Below are 23,780 nucleotides of genomic sequence, written 5' to 3' on the forward strand. Positions count from 1 at the left end.
GTTATTTACCCTTTCCAAGCGTCTTGGCGAGCATTACCAGCGCCAAGGTCAGCAACAGTTGCACGATCGACAGCGCCGCTACCGGTCCGAAATCGCCATTGGTCCACAGCCGCAACATGGTCGGCCCGATGACCTGACTCGTCGGCGCGACCAGAAACACGGCAGCGGCGTACTCCTTGAGAAAACTCACGAACAGCAGCAGATAACTGCTGGCCATCGCGCGGCGCCCCAGCGGCAGCACGATGTTGCGGCTGGTCTGCCACCACGTGGCACCACAGGCGCGCGAGGCCTGATCGAGTTCGCGGCCGATCTGCATGAATGTGGGCGCCATCGCCGCGAAGGCTGTCGGCAGGTTGCGCATCGAAAACGCGATGATGAGCAGCCACAGGGTGCCGTAGAGCACGCCCATACCGGGCAGCCACAAGGTGAGCCAGAGGAAACCGATGCCCACCACGATGCCGGGCACGGCGCGCGGCGCCAGACACAACACCTCCAGCGACCGGCGCCAGCGGAAGTTCGAGCGCTGCACACAAAGCACCACCAGTGCCACGAACGCCGTCGCCAATGCCGCGCCGATGCCGGCCACGAAAAGGCTGTTGGTGATGGCGTGCCAGTATTCCGACTGCGTGAAGAGCTGCTGGTAGTTCGACGCAGTCAGATAATCCAGCGGCGACACCAACGGGCTCAGGAATTGCACCGCAGAGCGCGCGACCAGCCCGGCAATCGGCAGCAGCACGCTAATGGCGAGGTACAGCCACCAGAGCGCTGCGATCACGAATCGCCAGCCGCCAACACGCGTTGCCCGGTGACGCTGCGCTTTGCCTCTCAAGGTGACAAAGCGCTGCGTGTTGCCCAGCATGCGTTGCTGCACGATGACCAGCAGCGCCACGCAGATCAGCATGTAGACCGCCGCCGCGCCCAACATGCCGTAGTTCGGTGAGGTCTGACCCAGCGCTTCGCGATACAGGAACGTAGTGAAGAATTCCAGATTCGAGGGCGCGCCGAAGATCAGCGGAATCGACAGCAGCTCCAGCCCGCCCACAAACGCCAGCAGCGCGCTGTAGAAGATCGACGGACGCATGAGCGGCAACGTGATCGTGGTCATCACCCGCCACGGCCTCGCCCCCGTCGTGCGGGCAGCATCCTCCAGCGAACCGTTGGAGAGCGACAACGCACTTGAGCACAGCACCGTGACGTACGGCGCCTGCGACACCCCCGCCAGAACGCCCATGCCGAGAATCGAGTACAGATTCCACGGGGTATCCGATAACCAGCGCTGCACAGCCAAGGTCACATAACCCGACGGCCCGTACAGCACATACCAGCCGAACGCCAGCACAAGCTGCGACAGATAGACAGGCAACGCCATCACGCCGCGCAGCCATCGCTGGCCCGGCAGTTCGAGCCGCGTGAAGCAGAACGCACCCAGCACCCCGACCACCGTAGCCACGACCGTCGACACGACGGCCAGATAGAACGAGTTGGCCGCCGCCTCGAGAAACGCGCGGCTGGTCAGCAAGCCGCTGTAGTTCTGTGAGGTCAGCACACCGTGCCCGTCGTACAACGGCCGGTCGATCAGCGATTGATAAACGATCAGGCACAGCGGCGTTGCCACGAGCAACAGCACCGCGACGAATACGAATCGCGGGACCCAGCGCTCGGGGTCGACGCGGCGGCGTGTGCTGCCTTGCGGCAACACGTTAGCGAGCGATGCCATGCTCACTTCCTCCCGCCGGTAAACGTGGCTTGCCACTTGGCGACGAAGGCCGGCTGCTCACGCAACATCTCGGGTTGGTAGCCAATCTGGATGACGTTCTTCGCCCCCAGTTGCTCGACGATCTGCGCGTAGGTAATCACCGGTACTTCATTCGGCTTGACGTCGCTGCGATACGGCACGAGGCCGCCGTTCGCAATGCTCACCTGCCCGTCGTGCGACAGCAGCCAGTTCATCACCAGACTCGCGGACGCCTTGCTTTGCGAGCGCCGCGTGATCGCCATGCCGCGCGGCATGAGCGGTGTGCCGTCCTTGATCAGGTTCCAGCCGAGAATGTCGCCGCGCTTTTCCTGCCGCAACCGTTCGAAGAAAGTGGCGCCTGATGCGAAGTACACCGCCGAGTATTCGCCGGTGGTCACCTTCTCGATCATGGTTGCCCCGCTGCTCTCCAGTTGCGTGGCGCGGGCTACGCCTTCCAGCGCCGGCCAGCCGCGCTCGCGCGCATAAGTCCATTGCAGCACGTAGGCGAACGCATGCTTGGCAGCGTCGTACGTGGTGATCTTGCGATTGAACAGACCGGGGAACTGCTGGCTCAGGCGTGCGAGATCGGCCATGGACTGGGGACGCTTGTCCGGCGGCAACAGCAGCTTGTTGTAGACCATTACCAGCGGATCGGTCGAGAACGTGTAAAGCCCGGGCAGCGGCTTGCTCCACGCGGGCAGTGCGCCAGCGTCGGGCACGCTGTACGGCTCGATACCGTCTTTCTCATGGAAGCGCAGCCAAGCGTCCGGCGCGGCGGTGATGATCAGGTCGGCGCTGCGGCGCCCGACCGACGACTCGCTGTAATAGCGCTCGAACACCTCGGCCGGCCCCAGATGCAGCGCGTCGACCTTGAGCCACGGGTATTTCGCGCGCAGTCCGGCGAGAAACGGCGCCATGTTGGCGTTCGACAAATTCGAGTAAATCAGCACGCCCTGCTCGCCGCGCGCTTTTGTCTCCAGATCGGGCGCGGCCGGCGCTGCAAATGCTGTGCCGGTGCCCACCCAGCCGAATCCGCCGACCGTGCCCGCCGCGCCCACCATGCCTGCCGCCAGCAGACGGCGACGCGTGACATCGGGCATTGCCTCCTGCACAACCCCTTCCGGTGGCTTGCCGTTCTTACCTTCGTTATTCGCTTTCAACTGCTCCTCCGATCGATTGCCTGCCAGATTCCAGAACATCCCAGAACTTCGAGACCCTGCCATTTCATCGCAAGATCACCTTGATGCAAATAGTAGCCAATTTGAGATACACTCACAACCGTTCAATAAGCGATGCGCCCCCGGGGTATCCCTAATACGTGACGACACGTATGGCCATGCTTCGGCGACGCTGCCCTGTTTTTCCTTCACCCTCTCTACGGAAAGGATCACCGTTCGTGAAGATCACGCCCTATCACGTCGGGCCGACGATGTCGTTCTCGTGCCGACTGGACCCGCGCTTTTCATACTGTCTGTATGTGCCGCGTGGCTACGCCGACCCGGCCCGGCCGCGCTGCCGCATCTTGCTCGCGGTGCACGGCACCGAGCGCGCCAACCAGCGCCTGCGCGACCGCTTTGCCGACTTTGCCGAACGCGACAACTGCATCGTGCTGGCGCCGTTGTTCCCTGCGGGCATGACCGGCGACGACAACATCGATGCCTATAAATATCTCGCGCAAGGCGACCTTCGCTACGACCTCATCGCGAAAGACATGATCGACGAGGTCGCCTATGCCTACGACGTGTCGGCGGACCGCATGCTCGTGTTCGGGTTTTCTGGGGGTGCGCATTTCGCCCATCGCTTTCTGTATGGACATGCCTCGCGCGTGCGGGCCGCATCGATTGCGGCACCGGGTGGCATTACGCTGCCTGATGCGGAGCATCCGTGGTGGATCGGCTTGCAGGATTTCGAAGCGCGCTTCGGCCGGCCCGTCGATTGGGCTGCGCTCAAAAATATCGTCATGCATCTGGTCGTCGGCGCCGACGACACCAACCCGCAGGGCATGATCCAGAGCCCTTCGCACCCGTATTGGATGCCCGGTGCCGATGCCCTCGGCAAGACACGCGTCGAGCGATTGCGCCGCCTTTACGACGCCATGGTCGCGCTCGGTGTCGACACACGATATGAAGCGTTGCCCGGCGTGCGCCATGAAATGGAACCGCTGGTCGACGCCGCACAGGCATTCTTCGCCACGGTCTCTCGCTGATTCACGCAGCGGGGCCGTCAATCGACGGCCCCTCCCATGCTTACACCGGCTGCGATTTCAGAAACGTGCCGACTACGTGGCGGTATACCTCGGGCGTTTCGTAGAAAGGCATGTGCGAGGCGTCTTCCAGCACTTCCAGCTGCGCATTCGGCATCGCCTCATACATCGCGCGCGAACACGCCGGCGTCAACTCGTCGAACGCGCCGCAGATCACCAGCGCCGGCGCCGTGATGCCGTGCATGTCCGGCACCCGGTTCCACTCGCGCATATTGCCCGTATAGGTGAACTCGTTCGGCCCTTGCATCGTGCGGTAAGGGCCTTCGTTCCACTGCGCGAGCGAACGTGTCAGTGCCTCCGGCCAGACGGGCAACCGGCACACGTGTCGATAGTTCAGGATCGTCACCGCGGCAACATATTCGGGATGCGTCAGCGTGCCCGCTGCCTCGTGATGCCGCATCATCGCGACTGTTTCCGCGCCGAGCGCAGCACGTAGACGCTCCAGTTCCGCGCGCAAATGCGGGATATCGCAGGCCCCATCGGCAACGACATAGCTGGCGACTCGCTCGGGATACGTCAGGCAGTATTCGGTGCCAAGCCACGTGCCCCACGAATGCCCTAACAGGTGAAACCTCTGAATACCCAGCGCCGCGCGCACTTGTTCGACTTCCTCCACATAGCGGGCCAACGTCCACAACTGCGCATCGTCCGGACGATCCGACGCACCGCAGCCCAACTGGTCGTAGAAGACCAGCGCAAATCCCTCGTTGGCTAACCACGCATGGCCTTCGCGCAGATACTCGCTGGGCAGGCCCGGTCCGCCGTTCAGGCCGAACAATATGCGCGCGCCAGCGGCGGACACATCGCCGCAAACGTAGGCCTGAACGTCATACCCCTCGGCAAGGCGCACACGCACCGTTTCGAATAGCCGCGTCATGCACCCACCTTCACTTCGAAACTACGGTCTTGCCCGAGGCTCGGAATGCTCGTACGCGCCCAATCGACCCGCGCCGGATCGATGTCGGCCATCACGATGCCCGGCGCAAGGCCGCCATCGGCCAGAATTTCGCCCCACGGATCGACGATCAACGAGTGCCCGTAGCTATACCGCTCGCCATAGTGATGCCCGCATTGGGCCGGCGCGATGATGTAACAGCCGGTCTCGATGGCCCGCGCGCGAAGCAGCGTGTGCCAGTGCGCTTCTCCCGTGATTTTCATGAAGGCCGCCGGCACCGCGATCAGGTTGGCCCCCGCCTGCGCGAGCGCCCGGTACAACTGCGGAAAGCGCACGTCATAGCAGATCGAGAACCCCAGACGGCCCCACGGACCGTCCCAAAGCTGCGCCCGTGCGCCGCGTTTATACAGATTGGATTCGGTAAAACTCGACGACCCCGGCAGCGCGTCGAAGAGGTGGATCTTGTCGTAATGACAGACCTCCTCGCCCTGCGGCGAAATCAACATGCTGCGATTGACGAGTTCGCCGTCGGCGTCGCGCGTCGTGATCGAGCCGACGAGAAGCCAGCAGCCGAGATCGAGTGCAGCGGCCTTGTAAGCCGCCAGCGCGAAATGCTCGGACGGCGCTCGGGCGTAGTCCCGCGTGCGCTGAAAGTCGGCATCGAGGTAGTCGACCGCTTCAGGCAGTGCGATGAGTTGTGCGCCGCCGAGCGCTGCCTGACGAATCCACGCAAGGGTATCGGCAACGTTCTCCTTCACGTCATTGCGGGCGCAAACCTGCACGCAGGCTACGCGCAGGCGCTCGGCGACCGGGCCGCCATGGGGAGTCGGGAGCGCAGAGGAAAGCACAGACATGGAAATCTCCGGTGTGAGGAGTTTCCAAGGATAGACGACCGAATTGTTAAAGGCTACTATTTTGGCTACTATTTATCTTCTTCGAGGAGTCTCCATGTTTCGCCCTAATCGCTTGAAGCAGCGCCTGTCCGAAGGACACCCGTGCGCGGGTGCGTGGCTCTTCGCGCCCAGCGCGGACACCGCCGAGATTCTGGGCACGTTGGGCTACGACGCGCTCATCATCGACCACGAACATACGGCCGGTCACGTTCAGACCGCCGTCGAACAGATCCGCGCCATTCGCGCCGCCGGGGCGAGCACAGTACTCGCGAGAGTGCCCGCGCACGACGCCCATGGGATCAAACCCTTGCTCGACGCCGGGGTCGAAGGCCTGTTGCTCCCGAACGTGGAGTCGGCGGCACAAACCCGCGCGTTGGCAAACGCAGCGTGGTATCCACCGGACGGCACACGAGGGGCGCACTACACCGTGTCACGCGCGGCGGCATGGGGCGGACAAGCCAACGACTATCGGGCTGGGGCAAAGCAGGAATTGTTGCTGATCGGCATGATCGAGAGCCTCCGTGGCGTGGAAGCCCTGCCCGAGATCCTCGCCGAGAACGTCTTCGACATGATCTTTATCGGTCCGCTCGATCTGGCCGAGAGCCTCGGCTGCGGCAGCGACATGGCGAATGCCGCGGTGCAGGCTGCCATCGACACGGTCGAGCGGCAGGTGCGCGCGAGTGGCGCCTGTCTCGGTTCGGCATTGCGTCCGAACGAGCTGGCGGCTGACGCGTACGCCCGTGGGCACGCCTTCGTCACACTGGGCTGTGACGTCGGATTTCTGCGCAAAGGTGCCATGTTGTTGGCACACCAAAACATTTGAAACGGCAGCGGTGCGGCATCGGCCCGATGCTATAATCCGCGAACAAAATTGGCTACTAAAGGCGAATGGAAACGACCCCGCTCACATTTGATTCCCTCAACGATCTCAGTCGCGAGATCCGGAGCGACCTTTTCGCGGGCAAATACTCGCCCGGCGACTGGCTCAAGCAGACGGATGTCGAGCAGCGGTACGGGGCCAATCGTTTCGAAGTTCGCATGGCGCTCAACGAGTTAGCGGTGCGCGGCCTGCTGGAGCACATTCAGAATCGCGGTTACCGCATTGCGAGCCATTCGTCGATTCAACGCGACCAGCTCTATGAGGTCAGAACCATCATGGAGTTGGCGGCGTGCCGGTTGATCGTCGTGCGCGCCACACAAGAGCAGATCGACAGCTTCGGTGTTCTGGTCGCCCAGTTCGACACGGCCGTCGAAGTGGGCAGCCGCGAGGAACTTCGCGTCATCAACTTCCGCCTGCACGAGGCGTTCTACGCCATGGCGGGCAACACGTTGCTTGCCGAAGAAATCCGTCAGAACCGCGAGCGCGGTATTCCGGGACGCACGGGGACTTGGGACACCGTCGCCTCGCTGCGCGCGAGTAATGCCGATCACCTCGCCATGCTCGACACGCTGCGCAAACGCGACGCCGAAGGCCTGTGCGCCGTCGTTTATCGCCACCTGAATCAATGGCGCGCTTTCTCGACGTCGGCCACCTCGGAGTGAATTGATTCGGAGTGAACTGACGAAGGCCGTGCACGCACGGCCCTTCGTCACTTACCCGGCAAAAGCCTCCCGATACGCAAACAATCCCGGCGTGCCCCCCGTCATCACGTAAAGCACGCTAGTGCCTGCGGGCACCGCACCCGCCCGGATATCCGCCAACAGTCCGGCAAATGCTTTGCCGGAGTAGACCGGGTCCAGCAGCAGCCCTTCGCTGCGCGCCAGCAAGCGCACGGCCTCGAGCATCCCCGGCGTCGGAATACCGTAGGCCTCGCCACGGTGTGCACCGTCGATCACCACATCGTCCGCCGAGAGCGCGGATGCCGAATGCCCCAGCAGCGCCAACGTCTCCCCGGCTAATTGCACCGTGCGAGCATGCGTGACATCCCGATCTGCCAGAACGGAATACGCGTTGACCGTCTGCGCGCCCCGCCCCGCCAAATGAAATCCGGCGACCAGCCCCGCCTGCGTGCCCGAGCTGCCGTTCGGCACGACCACGCGCTCGAACGTCGTGCCGAGGATTGCTTCCTGCTCGATCACTTCCAGCGCACACCGGACGTAGCCCAGCGCACCAAGCGGCGACGAGCCACCCGAAGGGACCACCATCGCCCGCCGCCCTTGCTCGCGTAAGGCAACCGCCCGGTCTTGCGCCGCTGCGAGTGCATCGACATTCGGCGCCAGACGATGCACCTTCGCGCCGAAAAGATCGTCCAGCATGACATTGCCGTTGTTGCGATAAGCCACGTCATGCCGGGGCACCATATCCGCCAGCATCAGTTCGCAGGTAAGGCCATATCGTGCACAGGCGGCCGCCGTGAGACGCGCGTGGTTGGACTGAATGCCGCCAATCGTAATGACGGTATCTGCGCCGTCTGCCAGCGCTTTGCCCAACAGGAGTTCGAGCTTGCGCAGCTTGTTGCCCCCGCCGCCGATCTCGCCCAGATCGTCGCGCTTCACGTAGATGGCGATGTTTTGGCGGTCCGCGCCACAAAGGCTTTCGAGGCGCGACAAACGCCGGATCGGTGTCGCCCCCTCGATCAATGGAACGGTCGGAAAGTGGCTGGCGATTTGCGAGCGTGTATCGATCATGTTGTCTCCGTGGTACGGCGGCACCCTCGCCGCGACGCGTCATTCACTCGTTGATGAAGTACTGCAAGATGCGATCGCGTTCGGACTTCGCGGCAGACGTGTCAGACGGCGCCCCGAGCTTTTGACCATTCGTGTTGCCCCCTGCCGCCGCAGTCGCGGTCCCGGCGTCATCGCTCTCGTCTTCGTCTCCGCCAGCCGGTTGCGACACCGCCACACCGTCAGGACTCAGCTTGTCCACGAAGCCGTTACCCGGCCGAAATGCCTTGTCGTAAGCGACATCGTCGGCAACGGTAATGTCATCAGGCACGGCGATCATTGCCTGCGGAACGCCGTCGAGGGCCTGCTTCATGTAGTCGATCCACACAGGCAGTGCCGTGCGCGAGGCCCACTCGCTGCGGCCCAGCGAACGCGGCGTGTCGTGCCCCATCCAGACCACCGTCGCCGCGCTTGGCTGGAAACCGGCGAACCAGCCGTCGCGATAGTCGTTGGTGGTACCGGTCTTGCCGCCGATGTCGCTGCGACCCAGCACGCGGGTGGCCGACGCCGTGCCGTGCTGGGCGACTTCGCGCAGCATCTGCGACGTGAGATAGCTGGTCGCCGGCGACATCACGCGCACGCGCTCGGGCCGCACGTGGAACAGCTCCGCCCCGCGGCTATCGACGATGCGCGACACGAGGTACGGCGCCACACGCTCGCCACCATTGGCGAACACGGCGTAGCCCACTGCCATCTGCAACGGCGTGACGGCCCCTGCCCCCAAGGCCATCGGCAAGTTGGCTGGAATCTTGTTCTTGTCGAAACCGAAGGTCTGTACGGCGAAGTCGCGCGCGTAGGCCGGTCCGATCGCCTGCACGAGACGAATCGCGACGAGGTTGCGTGACTTGGCCAATGCTGTCTGTAACGACAATTCGCCGAGCGGCGCGCCACCCGCCTTGGGGCGCCAGATCGGCGCACCGGGGGCCGGCCGGATCTCTAGCGGCAAGTCGAAGACCTGCGTCGAGGGCCCGTAACCCTTGGCAATCGCTGCCGCATACAGAAACGGCTTGAACGCCGAGCCCGGCTGACGCCACGCTTGCGTCGCGTGATTGAGGTGCTGGCCCGACATGCCGTTGTCGCCGATCATCGCGAGAATCGCGCCATCTTCGGGCGAGATCGAAATGAGCGCCGCCTGAACGGTGGGCATCGCACTCAATTGGGAGGTGCCGTTCGCAAGCGTTCGCACCCGCACAACGTCGCCAAGGTGGACACGTTGCTTGGCAGACGCTTGCGCAACGGTGGCGTGCTGGCCATCTTCCAACAGCACCGTAGCGCGGCCAGCGTTCGCGCCTTTCGCCGCGCCATCGACATGGGCCACCACGCCAACGCTCAAGCCCGGATAGTCGGGCCGCTGCTTCAGGTACGCCGCGAGTGCCGGGGTCAGACCGGCGCGACGGTCGAGCTGCGAACGCAGGTCTTCCGGCACTCTCGTTTCCGCGCCGGGATATGGCTGGCGTGCCTGATACGCCTCGACGCCGCGCAACACGGCATCGGCCGCGGCGCGCTGACGTTGCGTGTCGACCGTTGTCCAGACGCGCAACCCCAGTTCGTAGGCCTCGTCACCGTAGTCTTTTACGATCATCTGGCGCACCGTCTCGGTCACGGCGTCGGCCGGAATATCACGGCCGGTCGCGACCCGTGGCGAGAACGGCGGCGCAGCCGACGCCGCGGCAAAGTCTTCGCGCGAAATCACACCGGATTGCAACATGCGGCCGAGCACGTAAAGCTGCCGTGTGCGTGCCCGCGCCGGATCGACGATCGGATTGAACGCTGCCGGGGCTTTGGGAAGCCCAGCGAGCATGGCGCATTCGTCGAGCGTCAGTGCTTCGACTGGTTTGCCGTAATAGACCCGCGCCGCTGCCCCGAAACCATAAGCACGTTCGCCCAGATAAATCTGGTTCATGTACAGCGTCAGGATTTGCGGCTTGCTCAACGTGCGCTCGATCTTGATGGCGAGCAGAATCTCGTACAACTTGCGCGCGTAGGTCTTCTTTCGCGTGAGAAAGAAGTTGCGCGCGAGTTGCATCGTGATCGTGCTGCCGCCCTGCGCCTTGCCGCCATGCATCGCATTGGCAAGACTGGCGCGAATCAGACCGGGAAAATCGACGCCGCCGTGAGCAAAGAAATCGGCGTCTTCGGTAGCCAGAAGCGCATCGCGCAGATGCGCGGGAATCTGGTCATAGGTCAGCGGAATGCGCTTCTCGATGCCGTATTCAGCCAGCAACTGGTTGTCCGCCGAATAGATGCGCAATGGCTGCGCCGGGCGGTATTCGCCGAGCACGGCTACGGGCGGCAGTTCCGGGTACACGACCACGATCACATAGGCCGCGAGCGCACCGAACGCCGTGATACCGGCCACCATCACGAACGCCAACCACTTCAGCCAACGCCGGGGCTTGCGCGCTGGGGGCGGCGTGGGGCCACCGTGTTCGGGGCCTTGCGCGTGCGCGTCGAAATTCCTTTCATTCATCCGTGAACCATTCCTTCATTAGCGAAACCAAGCGACAAGTCTGGCTAATGTATGGATGTCACGAGAACGCCTGTGGCGCGCTGAACAGATGCCATACGAGCGCGCGATCAATACTCTACAATCCGCATGAATCGCCAAGAATCAGCCAGACCCGGCAGCCATACTCTGCGAAGCGCCGGGAGACGGACAAGCGATATTTCCTTACTCATGCATTAATCAAGCTAATGCGAAAACCCATTGACGCCGCTTTGCTCGGTGCCCTGCGTTGCTTTGCCACGGCCGCCCGGTTGCTGAGTTTCACCCGCGCAGCGGATGCGCTCAGCCTCACCCAAAGCGCGATCAGCCAACAGATCCGGCAGTTGGAAAAACGGTTGGGCTATGCGCTGTTCGTGCGCGGCCATCGCAGTCTGACGCTCACTCGCGAGGGTGAAATGCTGCTCGAAGGCACGCAGCGGGCATTCGACGAAATCGAGACCACGCTCGTGCGGATTGCCAGCACGGACGAGCCGGTGCGGGTCGGTTGTTGTCCATCGTTCGCACTGCATTGGCTGGTGTCGCGACTGCCGGATTTTCATCAGCACTTCGAGCGAAACCCGGTGCAGCTCAACGCGGAGTTCACGGCGGTCGGTATGCCTGACGACGACACGACCGGTGTGGACGTGGCCATTCGCTACTCGGTGGACGATTTCCCGCTGACCGACGTGCATGCGCTGCTGCTCGACGAGTGGTTATTGCCCGTCGCCACACCGACCTATCTGCAACGCAATCCGGCAGCGGTCAAGGGGCGCATCGATAAGTCGTGTGTGTTGTTGCATGACGCCGCCGCGTGGACCGGGGCGGATGCCTCCGCCGAATGGCGCGCGTGGATGACGGCCGTGCAGCCCGCGGCGATTCGCCACGTGGACGGGCCGCATTTCAATCTTGCGAGCATGGCGTTCAACGCAGCGCTCAACCATCAGGGCGTCGCAATTGCCCGGGTATCGCTATTGACGAATGAGTTGCGTGACGGGCGGTTGGTGCCGGTCGTACCGGTCGCGGTGCGCTCGCCCGCCTCTTACTGGATGATTTCACGCAGTGCGAATTCCCCGGCGGCAAGCGTGTTCAACGCATGGCTCTTGCAGGAATGCCGGCAGTTTGCCCGCCGCCGCGCGGTCGATATCGGCAAACTCGGGATTGCGCGCCCGGCGGACGCGATGTTGTGAACGGGCGAGTCCGGGGTGCGGTAACCGCTCGCCCCCCAAACTCACGAGCCACTCGCCCTACGCTGCCCTTAGACGTCGACCTGCATCGGCAACTCGGGCGCACTCCCCCACTCGCCGAGTGATGCATCGTACAGGCGCACATTGGGATGCCCCAGCTTCATCAGCGCGAAGACAACAAGGCTTGCCGACACACCGCCGCCGCAGTAGGCGATGACGGCGCGCTCCGGACCGATGTCTGCCGCAGCGAAGCGCGCCCGTAACCCCGCGTCGTCAAGTAACTGCCCTGTCGCGGCATCGAGCAGGCTCGCCGCAGAGACGTTGATACTGCCGGGAATGTGACCGGAACGTCCCTTGCGCGGCAGTTCTTCGCCGCTGTACTGCGCGGGGCGCAGCGCATTGATCAGACGAACGTCAGTGGCATGTAGTGCCTGCTCCACGTCGGCGCGTGCGGCCACATAGGGCAACGGCGGCGCCACCGTGAACTCACCGCGCGCCGGTGCCGCAGCCGGGCCTCGTTCCACCGGATACCCCTCGGCCTGCCACGTGGCCAGACCGCCGTCGAGCAGATGCGCGTTCGTAAATCCATAAACACGCAGCATCCACCACACACGCGTAGCCCACCATGGCGTGCCGGTGCTGTAGATGACGACGAGGCTGTCGTTGCGAATACCCAGCGCTTCCACTGCCGACTTGAAAGCCTCCGGCGGCGGCAACATCAAGTGAATCGGGTGATGGCGATCCGACAATTGCGCGTCGATGTCGATGAACTGTGCCCCCGGAATATGGGCCGCTTCAAAGGCCGAACGCTCCGGCTGTACGCGTTGCTTGATGATGGGATCGACCACCATCGTCGCGCTGCAATCGAACAAGCGCAGGTCGTCGCGATGCAGATTCTCCGCGAGCCACGCCGTGTTCACGAGATAGCCCGGCTCGATAACCGGTGTAGTAGATGTAGCAGTCATTTTCAGTTCTGAAGTCAGTACACGGTCGCGACGGACCGCAAATTCATTCGGTGGCCCACGCGGCAAACCGCCGTTGCAACCACGCAATGCCCGCATCGGCGAAATACCCGACGACCATCGTCACGATCACATACGCATACACCTGCGGCGACTGGAAATATCGCTGCGCTTGCACAATCGCTTCGCCGAGCCCGCCACCGGTCACCATCTCGGCCGTGAACACCGTAATGAGTCCGATCGGCAACGCGATGCGAAGCCCCGACAGCATCGACGGCACCGTGGCAGGCAGCAGAATCAAGCGGAACAATTCACTGCGCTTCGTGCCGAGCGAAAACGCCGCCCAGCGCAGCTTTTGCGAGATTAGCGACGCCCCCGACTGCGCGGCCACGATGAACGGGAACACGCAGGTGGCAAACACCAGAATCACCTTCGAGAGGCTATCCATGCCGAACCACGCGGTCAGCACCGGGATGAGTGCAATCTTCGGCAGCGGAAAACCAAACGCGACGTATGGCGAGAGCCACCAGCGGCAGAACTTGGACTCCGCCATCAGAAACCCCGCCGGAATGCCAACGAGTGCCGCCAGTGCAACGCCCGCAACAGCGCGCCAGAGACTCGTGCCCAGCGTGGCGAACAACTCGCCGGTCGAAACGAGTTGCCACAGCGTGCCGAACACAACCGACGGCGACGGCAGAAAGACAGCCCTCACCCATCCGTAATGTGTCGAGATTTGCCAGAGCGCCAGCAGTACGGCGAGCGCAATCCAACGCTCAACCCAGCACTCAATCCAATGACGCAGCCCCGCCGGGCGCTTCAATGCTGGCGCGGCCTGAGCCACCACCGGGCCATTCAATACCGTCGCCTTAGTCATGATGTTGTGTCGTTTCATGCCAGCGCAGCCAGAACTGGCTGGCCCGGTTGAGCGCGAGATCAGCCAGATAGGCGATCACCGTCGTCACCAACAGCGCTGCAAACAGATAGTCGTAACTGCCCTGATCGCCGTATTGCGAGATCAACTTGCCGATGCCCTGATTCGCTACGATCATCTCGCACGAAATGGCGACCAGCAGCGTGAAGCCGAACGCGACGCGAACGCCTGTGAGAATCTGCGGCATCGCACCCGGCAACACCACACGCCAGAGCAACTCGGCCCGCGACGTACCGAGCGACCGGGCACTCCACAGCAGCACCCGCGGCACCTCTTGAGCACCGCGCAGGGTGTAGACGATCAGCGGCAGCGTGGTCGTCACGGCGATCACCACGATGTTGGTCATGCCGCCCACGCCGAACCACAGCACGAGCAGCGGAATCAGCGTCGTCTTCGGTAAGGCATAGGTGGAGCGCACCACGGGCGAGACGATGCGCTCGAACGCACCCGACGTCGCCATCAGCAAGCCCGTCGGCACGCCGATCAGCAGCCCGGCAGCCAGTCCCCAGAGGCTCGCGCGAAGCGTCGCGGCGAGGTTATCCCATAGTTCACCCGTGCGCGCCAGATGCAACATGGCACGCCAGACGTCGCCCATCGGCGGCACAAAGCCCTCCGGCAACCACTGCCAGCGAGTGGCGGCATGCCACACGACGAACAGCAATGCGACCGACACCGTGCCCGTGAGCGTGCGTGCGCCGGACAAGCGCCGGCCGGCCGGCGCCGGTAGCGTGGTGCCGCTCATGCAATCTCCTCGTGCTCGGTGCCGCGCACTTGCTCGCGAACGGTCAGCCAGACATCGTTGCGCAACGCCGCGAAGCGAGCGGAAAGCATGGTGGTCTCGCGGCCCAGCGTGCGGTCCAGATCGACGTCGATGCGTTTGACGATCCGCCCCGGACGGCGCGACATCACATAGATGGTGTCCGAGAGATACACGGCTTCGTCGATATCGTGCGTCACCAGTACGGCCGTCTTGCCGGACGCCGACCACAGACGCAGCAGTTCGTCCTGCATGAACTCGCGGGTCTGTGCGTCGAGCGCGCCGAAGGGCTCGTCAAGCAGCAGAATCTTCGGATCGCTCGCAAACGTGCGCGCCAACGCCACACGCTGACGCATGCCGCCCGACAGCTCGCGGGGAAAGCGTCGCTCAAATCCCTTCAAATGAATCAGTGCGATGTAGCGCTCAACGGTACGGGCCACCGTGTCGGCATCCACGCCCTTGCGGCGCAAACCGTAGGCGATGTTGTCGTACACCGTGAGCCACGGGAACAGCGCGTATTCCTGAAACACGATGCCGCGGTCGACACCCGGGCCGGTAATCGTCGTGCCGAATGTCGAGCAAACCCCTTGCGAGGCTTGAACGAACCCGCCGAGGATGTAGAGCAACGTGCTCTTGCCGCAGCCCGAAGGCCCGACCAAAGACACCAGCTTGCCCGCCGGCACGTCCAGATCGATGCGATCGAGCGCCAGCACCGATTCGCCGCCCTTGTCGAACGACTTCGACAATCCGGCGACGTGAATCGCCGGCTGGCCGTCGTGTGAGGCTACCCCGCTCATACGCGATGCGGGAGATAAGACGCGTCGACGTACGGCGCAATCGTCACCGGCTTGGGCAGCAACCCGAGCTTGGCCATCGCATCGATGGGCGGCTGCAACCTCGCCGCCGAGATCGTCGCGTTCGGGTCGCGGTAGAAATCCTTCGCCGTCAGGAAATACTCGTCCAGCGACGCCGCCGGCGTCTTCGCCAGATCAGCCGTGAGTACCACAACCTGCTTACGGTTGGCCGGGTCGTAAATCCAGCGCTGTGCATCCACGTAGTCCGCCAGCCAAGCGCGCACCGCCGCAGGCTGCGACTTCAGAAAGCGCGTGCGGCCGCTCTGGAACAGCACCGGATATGGCGGCACGACGCCCACGGCATCGAACACCGTACGAATGCCCCCCTTCTTCGCCTCGTCCACTTGGAACGGCATGGCGAGTACACCAACGTCGATGCGCTTCTGACGCAACGCCGGGCCAATGTTGCCGAACGGCATTTCCACCACACGCACATCTTTGCGCGGGTCCAGACCGTGGGCCTGAAGCGCAATGCGCAAGATGATGTCGACACTGCCGTTGAATGCATTCACGGCCACCGACTTGCCCTTGAGATCGGCAATCGTGCGAATCGGGCTGTCAGCGAGCACGACGAACGGGTTGGACGCATAGCCCTGCACGGCGTCGCGATGGATTTCGGCGACGGCTGTTACGCCCCCCGGCACAGCTTCCTGCGCAATCGTGGTGGCGAGGCTCGTGAACGCGAGCGTGCCCAGATCGGCCTGCTCGGCGGCCAGCAGCGTGGCGACACCCGGCGTACCGCGTGCCGTGGTCGTCTCGATGACGTATTCCTTGCCGTGACGCTTCAACACGTTGGCCTTGAACCAGTCGCTGAAGATCACCGTTTCGAGCTCGCCCGGCCCCACGACGCCCGCGCTGGCGTAGCGAATGACGGGTGGTGCCGCACGGGCGATCATCGGGAAAGACAAGGCCGCAGCCACCGCTGCGCCCTGCTTGATAAAGTTGCGTCGGCCATTGACCGACGAGTCACGCGAAGAGGAATGGGAAGACATGGCAGTGTGCGAGAAGTCGTTGTTATGTGTGCGTTGGCAAATGGTGCAAATGGCGCAAATGGCTTAGTGCGCGGGGCGCGCGAGACCGAGGTGGTCACGCAGCGTCGCGCCGTCGTACTCGGCACGGAAGCTGCCGCGCGTTTGCAGCTCGGGCACGACGAGGCGCACGAAGTCCTCCACGCCGCCCGGCAGGTACGGCATCTGCACCATGAAACCGTCGCAGGCGCGCGCATCGAACCATTGCTGCATCGTGTCGGCCACGGCAGCGCCCGACCCATTGAAATCGCGCAGCGGGCCGATGCCGTAACGCTTGCCGATCTCGCGCAACGACAGCCCCTGCTTACGCGTGAGCTCCGCCACTTCCTTGTAGTGACCCTGCACGCCGCCGACTTCGAGATCGGGCAGCACGCCGTCCTGCGGGAATGGCGACAGGTCGATGTCCAACTGATACGACAGTGTGGAGAGCCCGGCTTCGGGATCGCACAACTCGTCGAGCAACGCCTGCTTGTCGCGCGCGATAGCATCGGTCTCGCCGACGACCGGCACCATGCCGAGCAGAATCTTCACATCGTCGGGGTTACGGCCGTGCTGCACTGCACGCTCCTTGATGTCGCGATAGAAGGTCTGCGCAGACTCTTGCGACGAGTGGGTGACGAAGATCACGTCGGCCCACTTCGCCGCGAAATCTTTGCCGCGGGCCGAGGCGCCCGCCTGAATAAACACCGGTCGGCCTTGCGGCGGACGGCTCACGTTCAGCGGCCCTTCAACGTCGAACCACTTGCCATGGTGCGAGATGGGCGCCACACGCGACGGATCGGCGAACTGCGGCGTGGCCCGATCGAGCGTCAGGGCGTCGTCGTGCCAGCTGTTCCAAAGCTTGCAAGCGACTTCGACGAATTCGTCGGCGCGGTCGTAACGGTCCTCGCGCGAGAGTTGCTCGGCCAGACCGAAGTTACGCGCTTCAGCATCTTGAAACGACGTCACGATATTCCACGCTACGCGCCCGGCGCTCAGATGATCGAGCGATGCCAGTGCGCGGGCCACATGAAACGGCGTGAAGTAGGACGTCGAAATCGTCGCCGCCAACCCGAGCTTGTCGGTGCTGGCTGCCAGCGCCGACAGCACGACGAGCGGGTCGAGACGCAGCGCACCGAGTGCGCCGTGACGCAGTTGCGAATCGAGGCTGTCGCCGAGACGGCGCGGCAACGCCTGAATGTCCGGCAGGAAGATCATGTCGAACTTGCCGGCTTCGAGCAGACGCCCGATGTCGCGATAGAACTTGACGTTGAGAATGTCGTGCTGCGCCGAGGGATAGCGCCAGCCGCCGTGGTGACCCGACACTGGGCCCGCCATGACGTAGGCGGCCAGGTTCATTTGTCGCGAGGCATTCGTAGGCATGCGAGGTATTCGGAAAAACAGAGTAAGAGACCGGCGCGGGTAACTTCGTTGGCAGCGCCTGCTCAGTTGTCTTCCCGGACCACAGTGACGGCGGCGAGGGCGGCACAAGCCGCCCCGCACGCAGTCGCAACCCAGTATAGAGTTCGGTTGCCTGATGACAAATTCGAATATCTGCTAAGCAAATTCACACAAACAGAGACACGCTTGCGACGCTATACCGTCGCCACCGGCAGGTAGTGATTGATGATGCCGAGCACGACCAGCAGCACGATGCCGATGCCCAGACTCCAGCCGATCAGCTTCTTCTCGATCGGCAGCAGTGGCTCTTCCGGCGCTTGCGCGATGGCTTTCGACAGGTTGTCGAGGTCAGACATGATGAGACTCCTGTGATGTGAGAACGCTGGTGTGATAAGCCGCATGCGGGTCAAGCCAGCGGCGGCTTCACGCCATGGAAGAACAGCCACGAGATCAGCAGGCCCACCCAGATGACAAAGCCGAACAGGCTGATGACATACACCGCCGCGAGCTTGCCGATACCTTCGGACCACAGCTTGCGGAAGTTCGACAGCAGACCGATCGAGAAGAACGTCAGGACGAAGAAGATGACGCGGAAGTTGTTAGCCTCCCCCACAGCGCCCTTGATCTTCGCTGCGGCTTCCGGTCCGGCCGCGAGCGACAGGCCCAGCGCAAGCGCGAACGTCACGACAAAGCCGATGATGAACTTCGGAAACCGCTCCCAAATCTCGCGCGGACGCGCACGTTGCGACGCGTCGGTGACGTTGATGTGGTTGGTCCAGATGTACGCGAGGATGAACGACCACACGCCAATGAAGATGTCGATGAACACCTTGATCGTGGCCGTCGTGCCCACGATCCAGCCTGCCGCGTAGTGCGTGCCGCCCGCAGCCGCCTTCGCGTTGATCAGCGCTTCGGTGATCGCACCACCCGCAACTGCCGCGCCGTCGGTCTTGACCGCCAGCCCGAGCCACGCCGCGGCCACCAGCGGATCGTCCGCGAGGAAATGCTGGGCAAGGAACGGGAGAATCAGCAGTTCAATGACCGCAAACACCACGACCAGTGACGACACCAGCACCGGAATCGCCGGGCGCGCACGAATGGCGCTGCCGGTTGAAATGGCCGCTGCGACGCCGCAGATCGAGATGCCCGAGGCCAACGGCACCGCCCACTCGCGCGGGAAGCGGAACCACTTACGCGCGATGTAATAGACGACCGCCCAATAAATCAGATATGCCTCGACGATGGCGGCCACACCCCGCAGCAGAATCGACGACGCGAACGTCAGCCGGTCGGCGACCGTGACGGCAATGAACGCCCCCAGCACGACGATTGCTGTCTTGATGTACCACTCGGGACGCACCGCATCCGAGAGCCACGCGCTCGCACGCGGGAAGGCATTGGCGATGATCAGACCGACCACCAGCGCGACGATATAGCCGCCTTCGTTAGTCAGGCGCAGCGACCAATCGATACCGAACTTGGTTTGCTCGGCGGGCGTGACGGCCGCCAGATAGGCGTAGCTGCCGAGAAACCAGCTCGCATACGCCAGCCAGAACAACACGGAAAAGCGCACGACGAAGCGGCGAACGTCTTGCTGTAACGCGGCCACGCCCAGCGAGAGCACGGCGCTCAGGACGATCCACGTCAGGACAAACGCCGCGAATCCGCCAAGGCGGGCATATCCCGATGCTGCGGGCGCGAGTGCCGTCGCCGGATCGGTCCAGACGCGCGTGGTGACGACCCAGCCGATCGGGTCGGCACCGGATACGCCCGTGAGCCCGGCAATGACGATGATCAGGCCGATGATGACGGCGAGCCAGTCTTCGCTCACCGGCTTGGCGGCCGAGACCTGTGGTGTGGTTGAGGCTTGCTCCATACTGCATTCCCCTTCAAATGACGTGACGTGTGTTTGACGATGCCGGGTGACCCGGCTTTTGTTATCTCCTGCCGGGTTCAGCCCTTACGAATGTCCACGACCGCCTGTCGCACGTCGACCGCGCGCGGTATCAGACGGGTCTGGAAGGCCAGATCGGCGTTTGCCTGCTGTGCCTTGAGGACGTCAGGAGTGATCGGGTACTGCACACCCCATTCCAGACGCGGGATGGCGCGCTTCCATACGTCGAGCGGCACGCCGGTGTTCTGCGCCAGTAAATCGGCGGTTTCGTCCGGCTTTGCCAGCCGCGCCGTAATGTCGGCACTCAGCGTGTCGAACAGCATGCGCAGCGTGGCCGGATACTTCTCGGCGAACGTGCGCGTGCCGATGTAGAAGGCGTACTGCGGCACCGACACGTCGCCGATCTTGAGAATGGTGCGCACGTGACTGGCGATTTCAGCGTCGGCATAGCGCGGGTCCGGCACGGACCACGCGTCGACGAAACCGCGCTCGATGGCCGCGCGCGCATCGCTATACGAGAGGTAGGCGAACTGCACCTCGGACGGCGAAACGCCCGCGTCTGCCAGCGCACGCAGCACGAACAAATGGCCTTGCGAGCCCTTCGCGAAGGCAATCTTCTTGCCGCGCAAATCGGTGATCGTGCGCACGGTGGAATTGGCGGGCACAACGATGGCGTAACCATTCTGATAACGGCTGCCGGCAGCGACATACACCACTGACGGCGCGGCGCCCGCTTGCGCGAGAATCGGCGGCGGCGAGCCCACCACACCGACGTCGACATCGCCTGAATTGATCGCCTCAACCATCGGCGCGCCGTAGACAAACTCGATCCACTTCACTGCCACACCGTGCGGGCGCAACGCCGCTTCAAGCTTGCCGGATGCGCGCAGCGCCACCAGCGGGTCGCCTTTCTGAATACCGATACGAATTGCGCCGGGCCATGCTTCGGCGGCCTTTGCGCGCGGCACGTGCCCCGCTGCGAGCGCGGCGGCCGTGGTAGCACCCAGCCAAGAAAGTGCGGTACGTCGAGTGATTGCCATGTCAAACCTTGAAATGCTTGCGTCGCCCCGTGCAGACGGGGTGATTCATAAATTCAGCGCGAGAAGTGACGGTTCTCGGGGCGTTCGAGCCCGTAGTGCTCGCGCAGCGTGTGCGTGTCGTATTCCGTGCGAAGCCGCCCGCGGCGTTGCAGGATCGGCACCACGTGCTCGACAAACAGATCGAGTTGGGCGGGCAATACCGGGGGCATGAGATTGAATCCATCGGCCGCACCATCGTCGATCCAGTCTTCGATGACGTCGGCAATGCGCTCCGGCGAGCCGGCGAATGTGAAGTGCCCACGCGCCCCCGCAAGTTGATGAAGCAAGCGACGCAGCGTCGGCCGTTCGCGGGCGACGAGACCGACGATGACTTCCGCACGGCTTTTCGCTGCCTGCACAGTGGCGGGATTCGGGAAGTCATCGACAGAGAGCGGTTGGTCGAGCGGCAGACGAGAGAAGTCGTAGCCGCCAAAGCGGTCGGAGAGCCGGGTGAGACCGACGCTGATGTCGGTCAGGCCGTTGAGTTCTTCGAGCAACGCCACCGCTTCGGCATCGGTCGCGCCAATGGCGGCACTCAGGCCCGGCAGGATCACGACCTGATCGGCACGCCGTCCGCGCGCTTCGGCCGCCGACTTCAGATCGCGATAGAAGTCGCGCGCCGAGGCTTTGGTCAGATGTGCGGTGAAGATCGCTTCGCCAAAACGCGCCGCGAACGCTTTGCCGTCAGGCGACGACCCTGCCTGCACCAGTACCGGCCAGCCCTGCGGCGAACGTGGCAGATTGAGCGGCCCCGCCACGCGGTAGTAGTCGCCCCGGTGATCGATGCTGCGCACCTTGCCCGGTTCGACGAAGCGGCCGGTGGCAGCGTCGTCGACGATGGCGTCGTCGGCCCAGCTATCCCAGAGGCCGGTCACGACCTCCAGATATTCGTTTGCGCGGGCGTAACGCTCGGCATGGCCGATCGGCTGATCGAGCCCGAAGTTCTTGGCGGCGGCACCGACCCACGACGTGACGATGTTCCAGCCGATGCGGCCCTTCGTGATGTGATCGAGCGACGCAAATTGGCGCGCCAGATTGAACGGCTCGGTGTAAGTGGTCGACGCGGTGGCAATCAAGCCGATATGCCGCGTGGCGAAGGCCAGCGCAGCAAGCGTGGTGATGGGTTCGAGTTGCGCCGTCGCGACGTGCTCGGCGGCTTCGGCAAGCGCCAGCGCATCGGCGAGAAACACCGAATCGAAACGCCCAGCTTCTGCGGTTTGCGCAAGCCCGGCGAAATAATCGATATCGGTCAGCGGCAGGCGCGTGGCGCCCGAATGACGCCAGCCGGCCTCGTGGTGGCCGCGGCCGTGAATGAACAAATTGAGATGAACGCGTTTTGCCATCGTGCCTGCCGTCGGTGAACTCACCGGGCCGGGCGGCCCGATGCCGGCAGCGAGACGACGCTACCCGCACCGCGGCGGGTTCGCGCATCCGTCTACACAACCGTGGCAGCGACTATAGGCACGCGTTCAGCGAAACGGAACCAACGGCTTTTCATTAAGATATTCACGTTGGCAATCGCCGTTCCGCCAGATACAACAACGGTTTCGGAACGGCTTACAGGGCCTTCTTGACGGTGCGTGCAGCACCCGAAATATCCTGACCGACGCCATCTACCGTATTGCAACCCGCGAGCGCGAACAACGAACCGACCAACAAGAAAAACGCCAGGCAACGCGACAGCATATCGACCTCTTCGATACAGAACTAATGGGGAACGAGTTTCCGGATAACGGACGCTCGCGCTTCAACAAAACAGCCAGACGCGCCGACGCGCGCTGAAACAACCCGCAATTGTCCAACAAATGCCGTCCGCCGGGGTCATCACCGGCGTCTTTTACCTTCGGTTACAACATCGGCAGCGTGTGCCGGATGTGGTCGGCAAACGCCTGCGACAGATGATTCGGGCGGGCCCGGTCGAACTTTACCGTAATCCCGACCGACGGCAGCGGCGGCAGGCCGGGAACACCGTTCAGCACATGCAGATCCGATGGCACCGCCGTCTGGGTCATGACGGCCAGCGCCTGCCCGGAACGCGCCAGTGCCGTGAGTCCCGCCAAATTGCTGCTCGCATAGGCGATTCGGTAAGGCAGACCCGCTGCCTGCAACGCCTCGCAGGCGGCGATGTGGTCCAGCGTGTCGGGATCGGATAACGCCAACGGCACGGGCTCGCGCGGCGCCAGCGGATCGAAAAGTGCCGCTTCGAGCCCCGGGCTGCCGATCCAGACCAGCGGCTCGCGGCGAATGATGTCGTCGCCAACGGCACCGGGCGGCAAGGTGTCCGGCAGCGAAATTAGCGCCAGATCCAGTGCGTGGCGCGCCAATTGCTCCAACAACCGGGGCGTCGGCTCGCAGATCACTTCCACCAGCGCCTGCGGGTGCTGGCTGGCGAACTGACGCAGCAGATCGGGCAGGAACGCGGCGGCGTAGTCGTCGGGACACCCGAATCGGAGCGTGCCGCTCAGGCCCTTCCCCGTCATATCGGCCAGCGCTTCGTCATGCAACCGAAGCAGGCGTTGCGCGTGCCCGAGCAAGCGCTCGCCGGCGCCGGTCAACACCACGCCACGGCCGGTGCGCTGCAATAGCGGCTGATCGACCACCTCTTCCAGCCGCTTCATCTGCTGGCTGAGCGCCGACTGGGTGCGCGAAATGCGCTGTGCCGCGCGGCTGAGCGAGCCCGCTTGCGCGATGGCGACGAACGAGCGCAGCAGATCGATGTCCAGTGAGAGGCTCAAGATATTAGATTCCCTTCTATCTTTCATTAGCATTATTCGCT

Annotated in this window: 22 protein-coding genes; 4 read left to right on the forward strand and 18 right to left on the reverse strand. The window is 63.5% G+C overall.

All coding sequences use genetic code 11. The features are described 5' to 3' along the window. Nucleotide 1: 1 nt before the first annotated feature. The gene (locus PIN31009_RS12845; protein ID WP_150685308.1) at nucleotides 2–1,717 is read right to left on the reverse strand and encodes an ABC transporter permease; all 1,716 of its coding nucleotides are present in this window, start codon (nucleotides 1,715–1,717) and stop codon (nucleotides 2–4) included. Nucleotides 1,718–1,719: 2 nt separating this feature from the next. After that, on the reverse strand, nucleotides 1,720–2,934 hold the full coding sequence (locus PIN31009_RS12850; RefSeq protein ID WP_150790510.1) for an ABC transporter substrate-binding protein: 1,215 nt from the start codon (nucleotides 2,932–2,934) through the stop codon (nucleotides 1,720–1,722). A 197-nt stretch (nucleotides 2,935–3,131) separates the two neighbouring features. On the opposite strand from PIN31009_RS12850, the gene PIN31009_RS12855 reads away from it, so the two are divergent. Then, nucleotides 3,132–3,941: an alpha/beta hydrolase gene (locus tag PIN31009_RS12855; protein WP_150790511.1), complete on the forward strand. Its 810-nt coding sequence runs from the start codon at nucleotides 3,132–3,134 to the stop codon at nucleotides 3,939–3,941. Between the two features lie 40 nt (nucleotides 3,942–3,981). Here PIN31009_RS12855 and PIN31009_RS12860 read toward each other — a convergent pair whose 3' ends face one another. Beyond that, a complete protein-coding gene (locus PIN31009_RS12860; protein ID WP_150790512.1) occupies nucleotides 3,982–4,875 on the reverse strand; it encodes a proline iminopeptidase-family hydrolase in 894 nt (297 codons plus the stop codon). After that, complete coding sequence (locus PIN31009_RS12865) at nucleotides 4,872–5,747, reverse strand: carbon-nitrogen hydrolase family protein (protein ID WP_150790513.1); 876 nt, start codon at nucleotides 5,745–5,747, stop codon at nucleotides 4,872–4,874. The genes PIN31009_RS12860 and PIN31009_RS12865 overlap by 4 nt, the downstream gene beginning before the upstream one ends. A 94-nt stretch (nucleotides 5,748–5,841) precedes the next feature. On the opposite strand from PIN31009_RS12865, the gene PIN31009_RS12870 reads away from it, so the two are divergent. Together PIN31009_RS12870 and PIN31009_RS12875 are read left to right on the forward strand one after the other, a co-directional pair. After that, nucleotides 5,842–6,609: an HpcH/HpaI aldolase family protein gene (locus PIN31009_RS12870; protein ID WP_150790514.1), complete on the forward strand. Its 768-nt coding sequence runs from the start codon at nucleotides 5,842–5,844 to the stop codon at nucleotides 6,607–6,609. Between the two features lie 65 nt (nucleotides 6,610–6,674). Beyond that, a complete protein-coding gene (locus tag PIN31009_RS12875; RefSeq protein WP_150685302.1) occupies nucleotides 6,675–7,328 on the forward strand; it encodes a GntR family transcriptional regulator in 654 nt (217 codons plus the stop codon). A 51-nt stretch (nucleotides 7,329–7,379) separates the two neighbouring features. Here the strand turns inward: PIN31009_RS12875 and PIN31009_RS12880 are convergent, their stop codons facing one another. Both PIN31009_RS12880 and PIN31009_RS12885 read right to left on the reverse strand, forming a co-directional pair. Beyond that, nucleotides 7,380–8,414: a D-cysteine desulfhydrase family protein gene (locus PIN31009_RS12880; protein WP_150790515.1), complete on the reverse strand. Its 1,035-nt coding sequence runs from the start codon at nucleotides 8,412–8,414 to the stop codon at nucleotides 7,380–7,382. Nucleotides 8,415–8,457: 43 nt separating this feature from the next. After that, nucleotides 8,458–10,920 (reverse strand): penicillin-binding protein 1A, encoded by a 2,463-nt coding sequence (locus tag PIN31009_RS12885; protein ID WP_150790516.1) that lies wholly within the window; start codon nucleotides 10,918–10,920, stop codon nucleotides 8,458–8,460. Nucleotides 10,921–11,144: 224 nt separating this feature from the next. Between PIN31009_RS12885 and PIN31009_RS12890 the strand changes: the two genes are divergently transcribed. Then, on the forward strand, nucleotides 11,145–12,122 hold the full coding sequence (locus tag PIN31009_RS12890; protein WP_150790517.1) for a LysR family transcriptional regulator: 978 nt from the start codon (nucleotides 11,145–11,147) through the stop codon (nucleotides 12,120–12,122). Between the two features lie 68 nt (nucleotides 12,123–12,190). Here PIN31009_RS12890 and PIN31009_RS12895 read toward each other — a convergent pair whose 3' ends face one another. From PIN31009_RS12895 to PIN31009_RS12940, 12 genes are all read right to left on the reverse strand, one after another. Next, nucleotides 12,191–13,084 carry a sulfurtransferase gene (locus tag PIN31009_RS12895; RefSeq protein WP_174997143.1) on the reverse strand — a complete coding sequence of 298 codons (894 nt, stop codon included), beginning with the start codon at nucleotides 13,082–13,084 and terminating at the stop codon, nucleotides 12,191–12,193. 43 nt (nucleotides 13,085–13,127) lie between these two features. Next, a complete protein-coding gene (locus tag PIN31009_RS12900; protein ID WP_174997145.1) occupies nucleotides 13,128–13,955 on the reverse strand; it encodes an ABC transporter permease in 828 nt (275 codons plus the stop codon). Next, nucleotides 13,948–14,754, reverse strand: coding sequence for an ABC transporter permease (locus PIN31009_RS12905; protein WP_150790520.1), 807 nt, complete (start codon nucleotides 14,752–14,754; stop codon nucleotides 13,948–13,950). Before PIN31009_RS12905 ends, PIN31009_RS12900 begins: the two co-directional genes overlap by 8 nt. Beyond that, complete coding sequence (locus tag PIN31009_RS12910; RefSeq protein ID WP_150790521.1) at nucleotides 14,751–15,566, reverse strand: ABC transporter ATP-binding protein; 816 nt, start codon at nucleotides 15,564–15,566, stop codon at nucleotides 14,751–14,753. The genes PIN31009_RS12905 and PIN31009_RS12910 overlap by 4 nt, the downstream gene beginning before the upstream one ends. Then, nucleotides 15,563–16,615, reverse strand: a complete 1,053-nt coding sequence (locus tag PIN31009_RS12915) for an ABC transporter substrate-binding protein (protein WP_150790522.1) — start codon at nucleotides 16,613–16,615, stop codon at nucleotides 15,563–15,565. The genes PIN31009_RS12910 and PIN31009_RS12915 overlap by 4 nt, the downstream gene beginning before the upstream one ends. 63 nt (nucleotides 16,616–16,678) lie before the next feature. Beyond that, on the reverse strand, nucleotides 16,679–17,989 hold the full coding sequence (locus PIN31009_RS12920) for an LLM class flavin-dependent oxidoreductase (protein WP_150685705.1): 1,311 nt from the start codon (nucleotides 17,987–17,989) through the stop codon (nucleotides 16,679–16,681). Between the two features lie 236 nt (nucleotides 17,990–18,225). Then, nucleotides 18,226–18,387, reverse strand: coding sequence for a hypothetical protein (locus tag PIN31009_RS27915; protein ID WP_170935913.1), 162 nt, complete (start codon nucleotides 18,385–18,387; stop codon nucleotides 18,226–18,228). Nucleotides 18,388–18,437: 50 nt separating this feature from the next. Beyond that, the gene (locus PIN31009_RS12925; protein WP_087687657.1) at nucleotides 18,438–19,907 is read right to left on the reverse strand and encodes a putative sulfate exporter family transporter; all 1,470 of its coding nucleotides are present in this window, start codon (nucleotides 19,905–19,907) and stop codon (nucleotides 18,438–18,440) included. A 77-nt stretch (nucleotides 19,908–19,984) separates the two neighbouring features. Beyond that, nucleotides 19,985–20,965, reverse strand: coding sequence for an aliphatic sulfonate ABC transporter substrate-binding protein (locus PIN31009_RS12930; RefSeq protein ID WP_150790523.1), 981 nt, complete (start codon nucleotides 20,963–20,965; stop codon nucleotides 19,985–19,987). Between the two features lie 53 nt (nucleotides 20,966–21,018). Next, nucleotides 21,019–22,347: an LLM class flavin-dependent oxidoreductase gene (locus tag PIN31009_RS12935; protein ID WP_150790524.1), complete on the reverse strand. Its 1,329-nt coding sequence runs from the start codon at nucleotides 22,345–22,347 to the stop codon at nucleotides 21,019–21,021. 214 nt (nucleotides 22,348–22,561) lie between these two features. Further along, a complete protein-coding gene (locus tag PIN31009_RS28350; protein WP_254916211.1) occupies nucleotides 22,562–22,690 on the reverse strand; it encodes a hypothetical protein in 129 nt (42 codons plus the stop codon). A 161-nt stretch (nucleotides 22,691–22,851) separates the two neighbouring features. Then, nucleotides 22,852–23,766, reverse strand: coding sequence for a LysR family transcriptional regulator (locus tag PIN31009_RS12940; protein ID WP_174997147.1), 915 nt, complete (start codon nucleotides 23,764–23,766; stop codon nucleotides 22,852–22,854). Nucleotides 23,767–23,780 lie beyond the last annotated feature (14 nt).

The sequence above is a fragment of the Pandoraea iniqua genome (genome assembly GCF_902459685.1).
Classification (GTDB): Bacteria; Pseudomonadota; Gammaproteobacteria; order Burkholderiales; family Burkholderiaceae; genus Pandoraea; species Pandoraea iniqua.

Coding starts and splice junctions, on each gene's coding strand:
- PIN31009_RS12860 (WP_150790512.1), bottom strand. CDS start 4,875: ATGACGCGGCTATTCGAAACGGTGCGTGTGCGCCTTGCCGAGGGGTAT.
- PIN31009_RS12900 (WP_174997145.1), bottom strand. CDS start 13,955: ATGACTAAGGCGACGGTATTGAATGGCCCGGTGGTGGCTCAGGCCGCG.
- PIN31009_RS12930 (WP_150790523.1), bottom strand. CDS start 20,965: ATGGCAATCACTCGACGTACCGCACTTTCTTGGCTGGGTGCTACCACG.
- PIN31009_RS12910 (WP_150790521.1), bottom strand. CDS start 15,566: ATGAGCGGGGTAGCCTCACACGACGGCCAGCCGGCGATTCACGTCGCC.
- PIN31009_RS12885 (WP_150790516.1), bottom strand. CDS start 10,920: ATGAATGAAAGGAATTTCGACGCGCACGCGCAAGGCCCCGAACACGGT.
- PIN31009_RS12850 (WP_150790510.1), bottom strand. CDS start 2,934: ATGTTCTGGAATCTGGCAGGCAATCGATCGGAGGAGCAGTTGAAAGCG.
- PIN31009_RS27915 (WP_170935913.1), bottom strand. CDS start 18,387: ATGTCTGACCTCGACAACCTGTCGAAAGCCATCGCGCAAGCGCCGGAA.
- PIN31009_RS12895 (WP_174997143.1), bottom strand. CDS start 13,084: ATGACTGCTACATCTACTACACCGGTTATCGAGCCGGGCTATCTCGTG.
- PIN31009_RS12880 (WP_150790515.1), bottom strand. CDS start 8,414: ATGATCGATACACGCTCGCAAATCGCCAGCCACTTTCCGACCGTTCCA.
- PIN31009_RS12870 (WP_150790514.1), top strand. CDS start 5,842: ATGTTTCGCCCTAATCGCTTGAAGCAGCGCCTGTCCGAAGGACACCCG.
- PIN31009_RS12935 (WP_150790524.1), bottom strand. CDS start 22,347: ATGGCAAAACGCGTTCATCTCAATTTGTTCATTCACGGCCGCGGCCAC.
- PIN31009_RS12890 (WP_150790517.1), top strand. CDS start 11,145: ATGCGAAAACCCATTGACGCCGCTTTGCTCGGTGCCCTGCGTTGCTTT.
- PIN31009_RS12865 (WP_150790513.1), bottom strand. CDS start 5,747: ATGTCTGTGCTTTCCTCTGCGCTCCCGACTCCCCATGGCGGCCCGGTC.
- PIN31009_RS12905 (WP_150790520.1), bottom strand. CDS start 14,754: ATGAGCGGCACCACGCTACCGGCGCCGGCCGGCCGGCGCTTGTCCGGC.
- PIN31009_RS12915 (WP_150790522.1), bottom strand. CDS start 16,615: ATGTCTTCCCATTCCTCTTCGCGTGACTCGTCGGTCAATGGCCGACGC.
- PIN31009_RS28350 (WP_254916211.1), bottom strand. CDS start 22,690: ATGCTGTCGCGTTGCCTGGCGTTTTTCTTGTTGGTCGGTTCGTTGTTC.
- PIN31009_RS12875 (WP_150685302.1), top strand. CDS start 6,675: ATGGAAACGACCCCGCTCACATTTGATTCCCTCAACGATCTCAGTCGC.
- PIN31009_RS12940 (WP_174997147.1), bottom strand. CDS start 23,766: ATGAAAGATAGAAGGGAATCTAATATCTTGAGCCTCTCACTGGACATC.
- PIN31009_RS12925 (WP_087687657.1), bottom strand. CDS start 19,907: ATGGAGCAAGCCTCAACCACACCACAGGTCTCGGCCGCCAAGCCGGTG.
- PIN31009_RS12845 (WP_150685308.1), bottom strand. CDS start 1,717: ATGGCATCGCTCGCTAACGTGTTGCCGCAAGGCAGCACACGCCGCCGC.
- PIN31009_RS12920 (WP_150685705.1), bottom strand. CDS start 17,989: ATGAACCTGGCCGCCTACGTCATGGCGGGCCCAGTGTCGGGTCACCAC.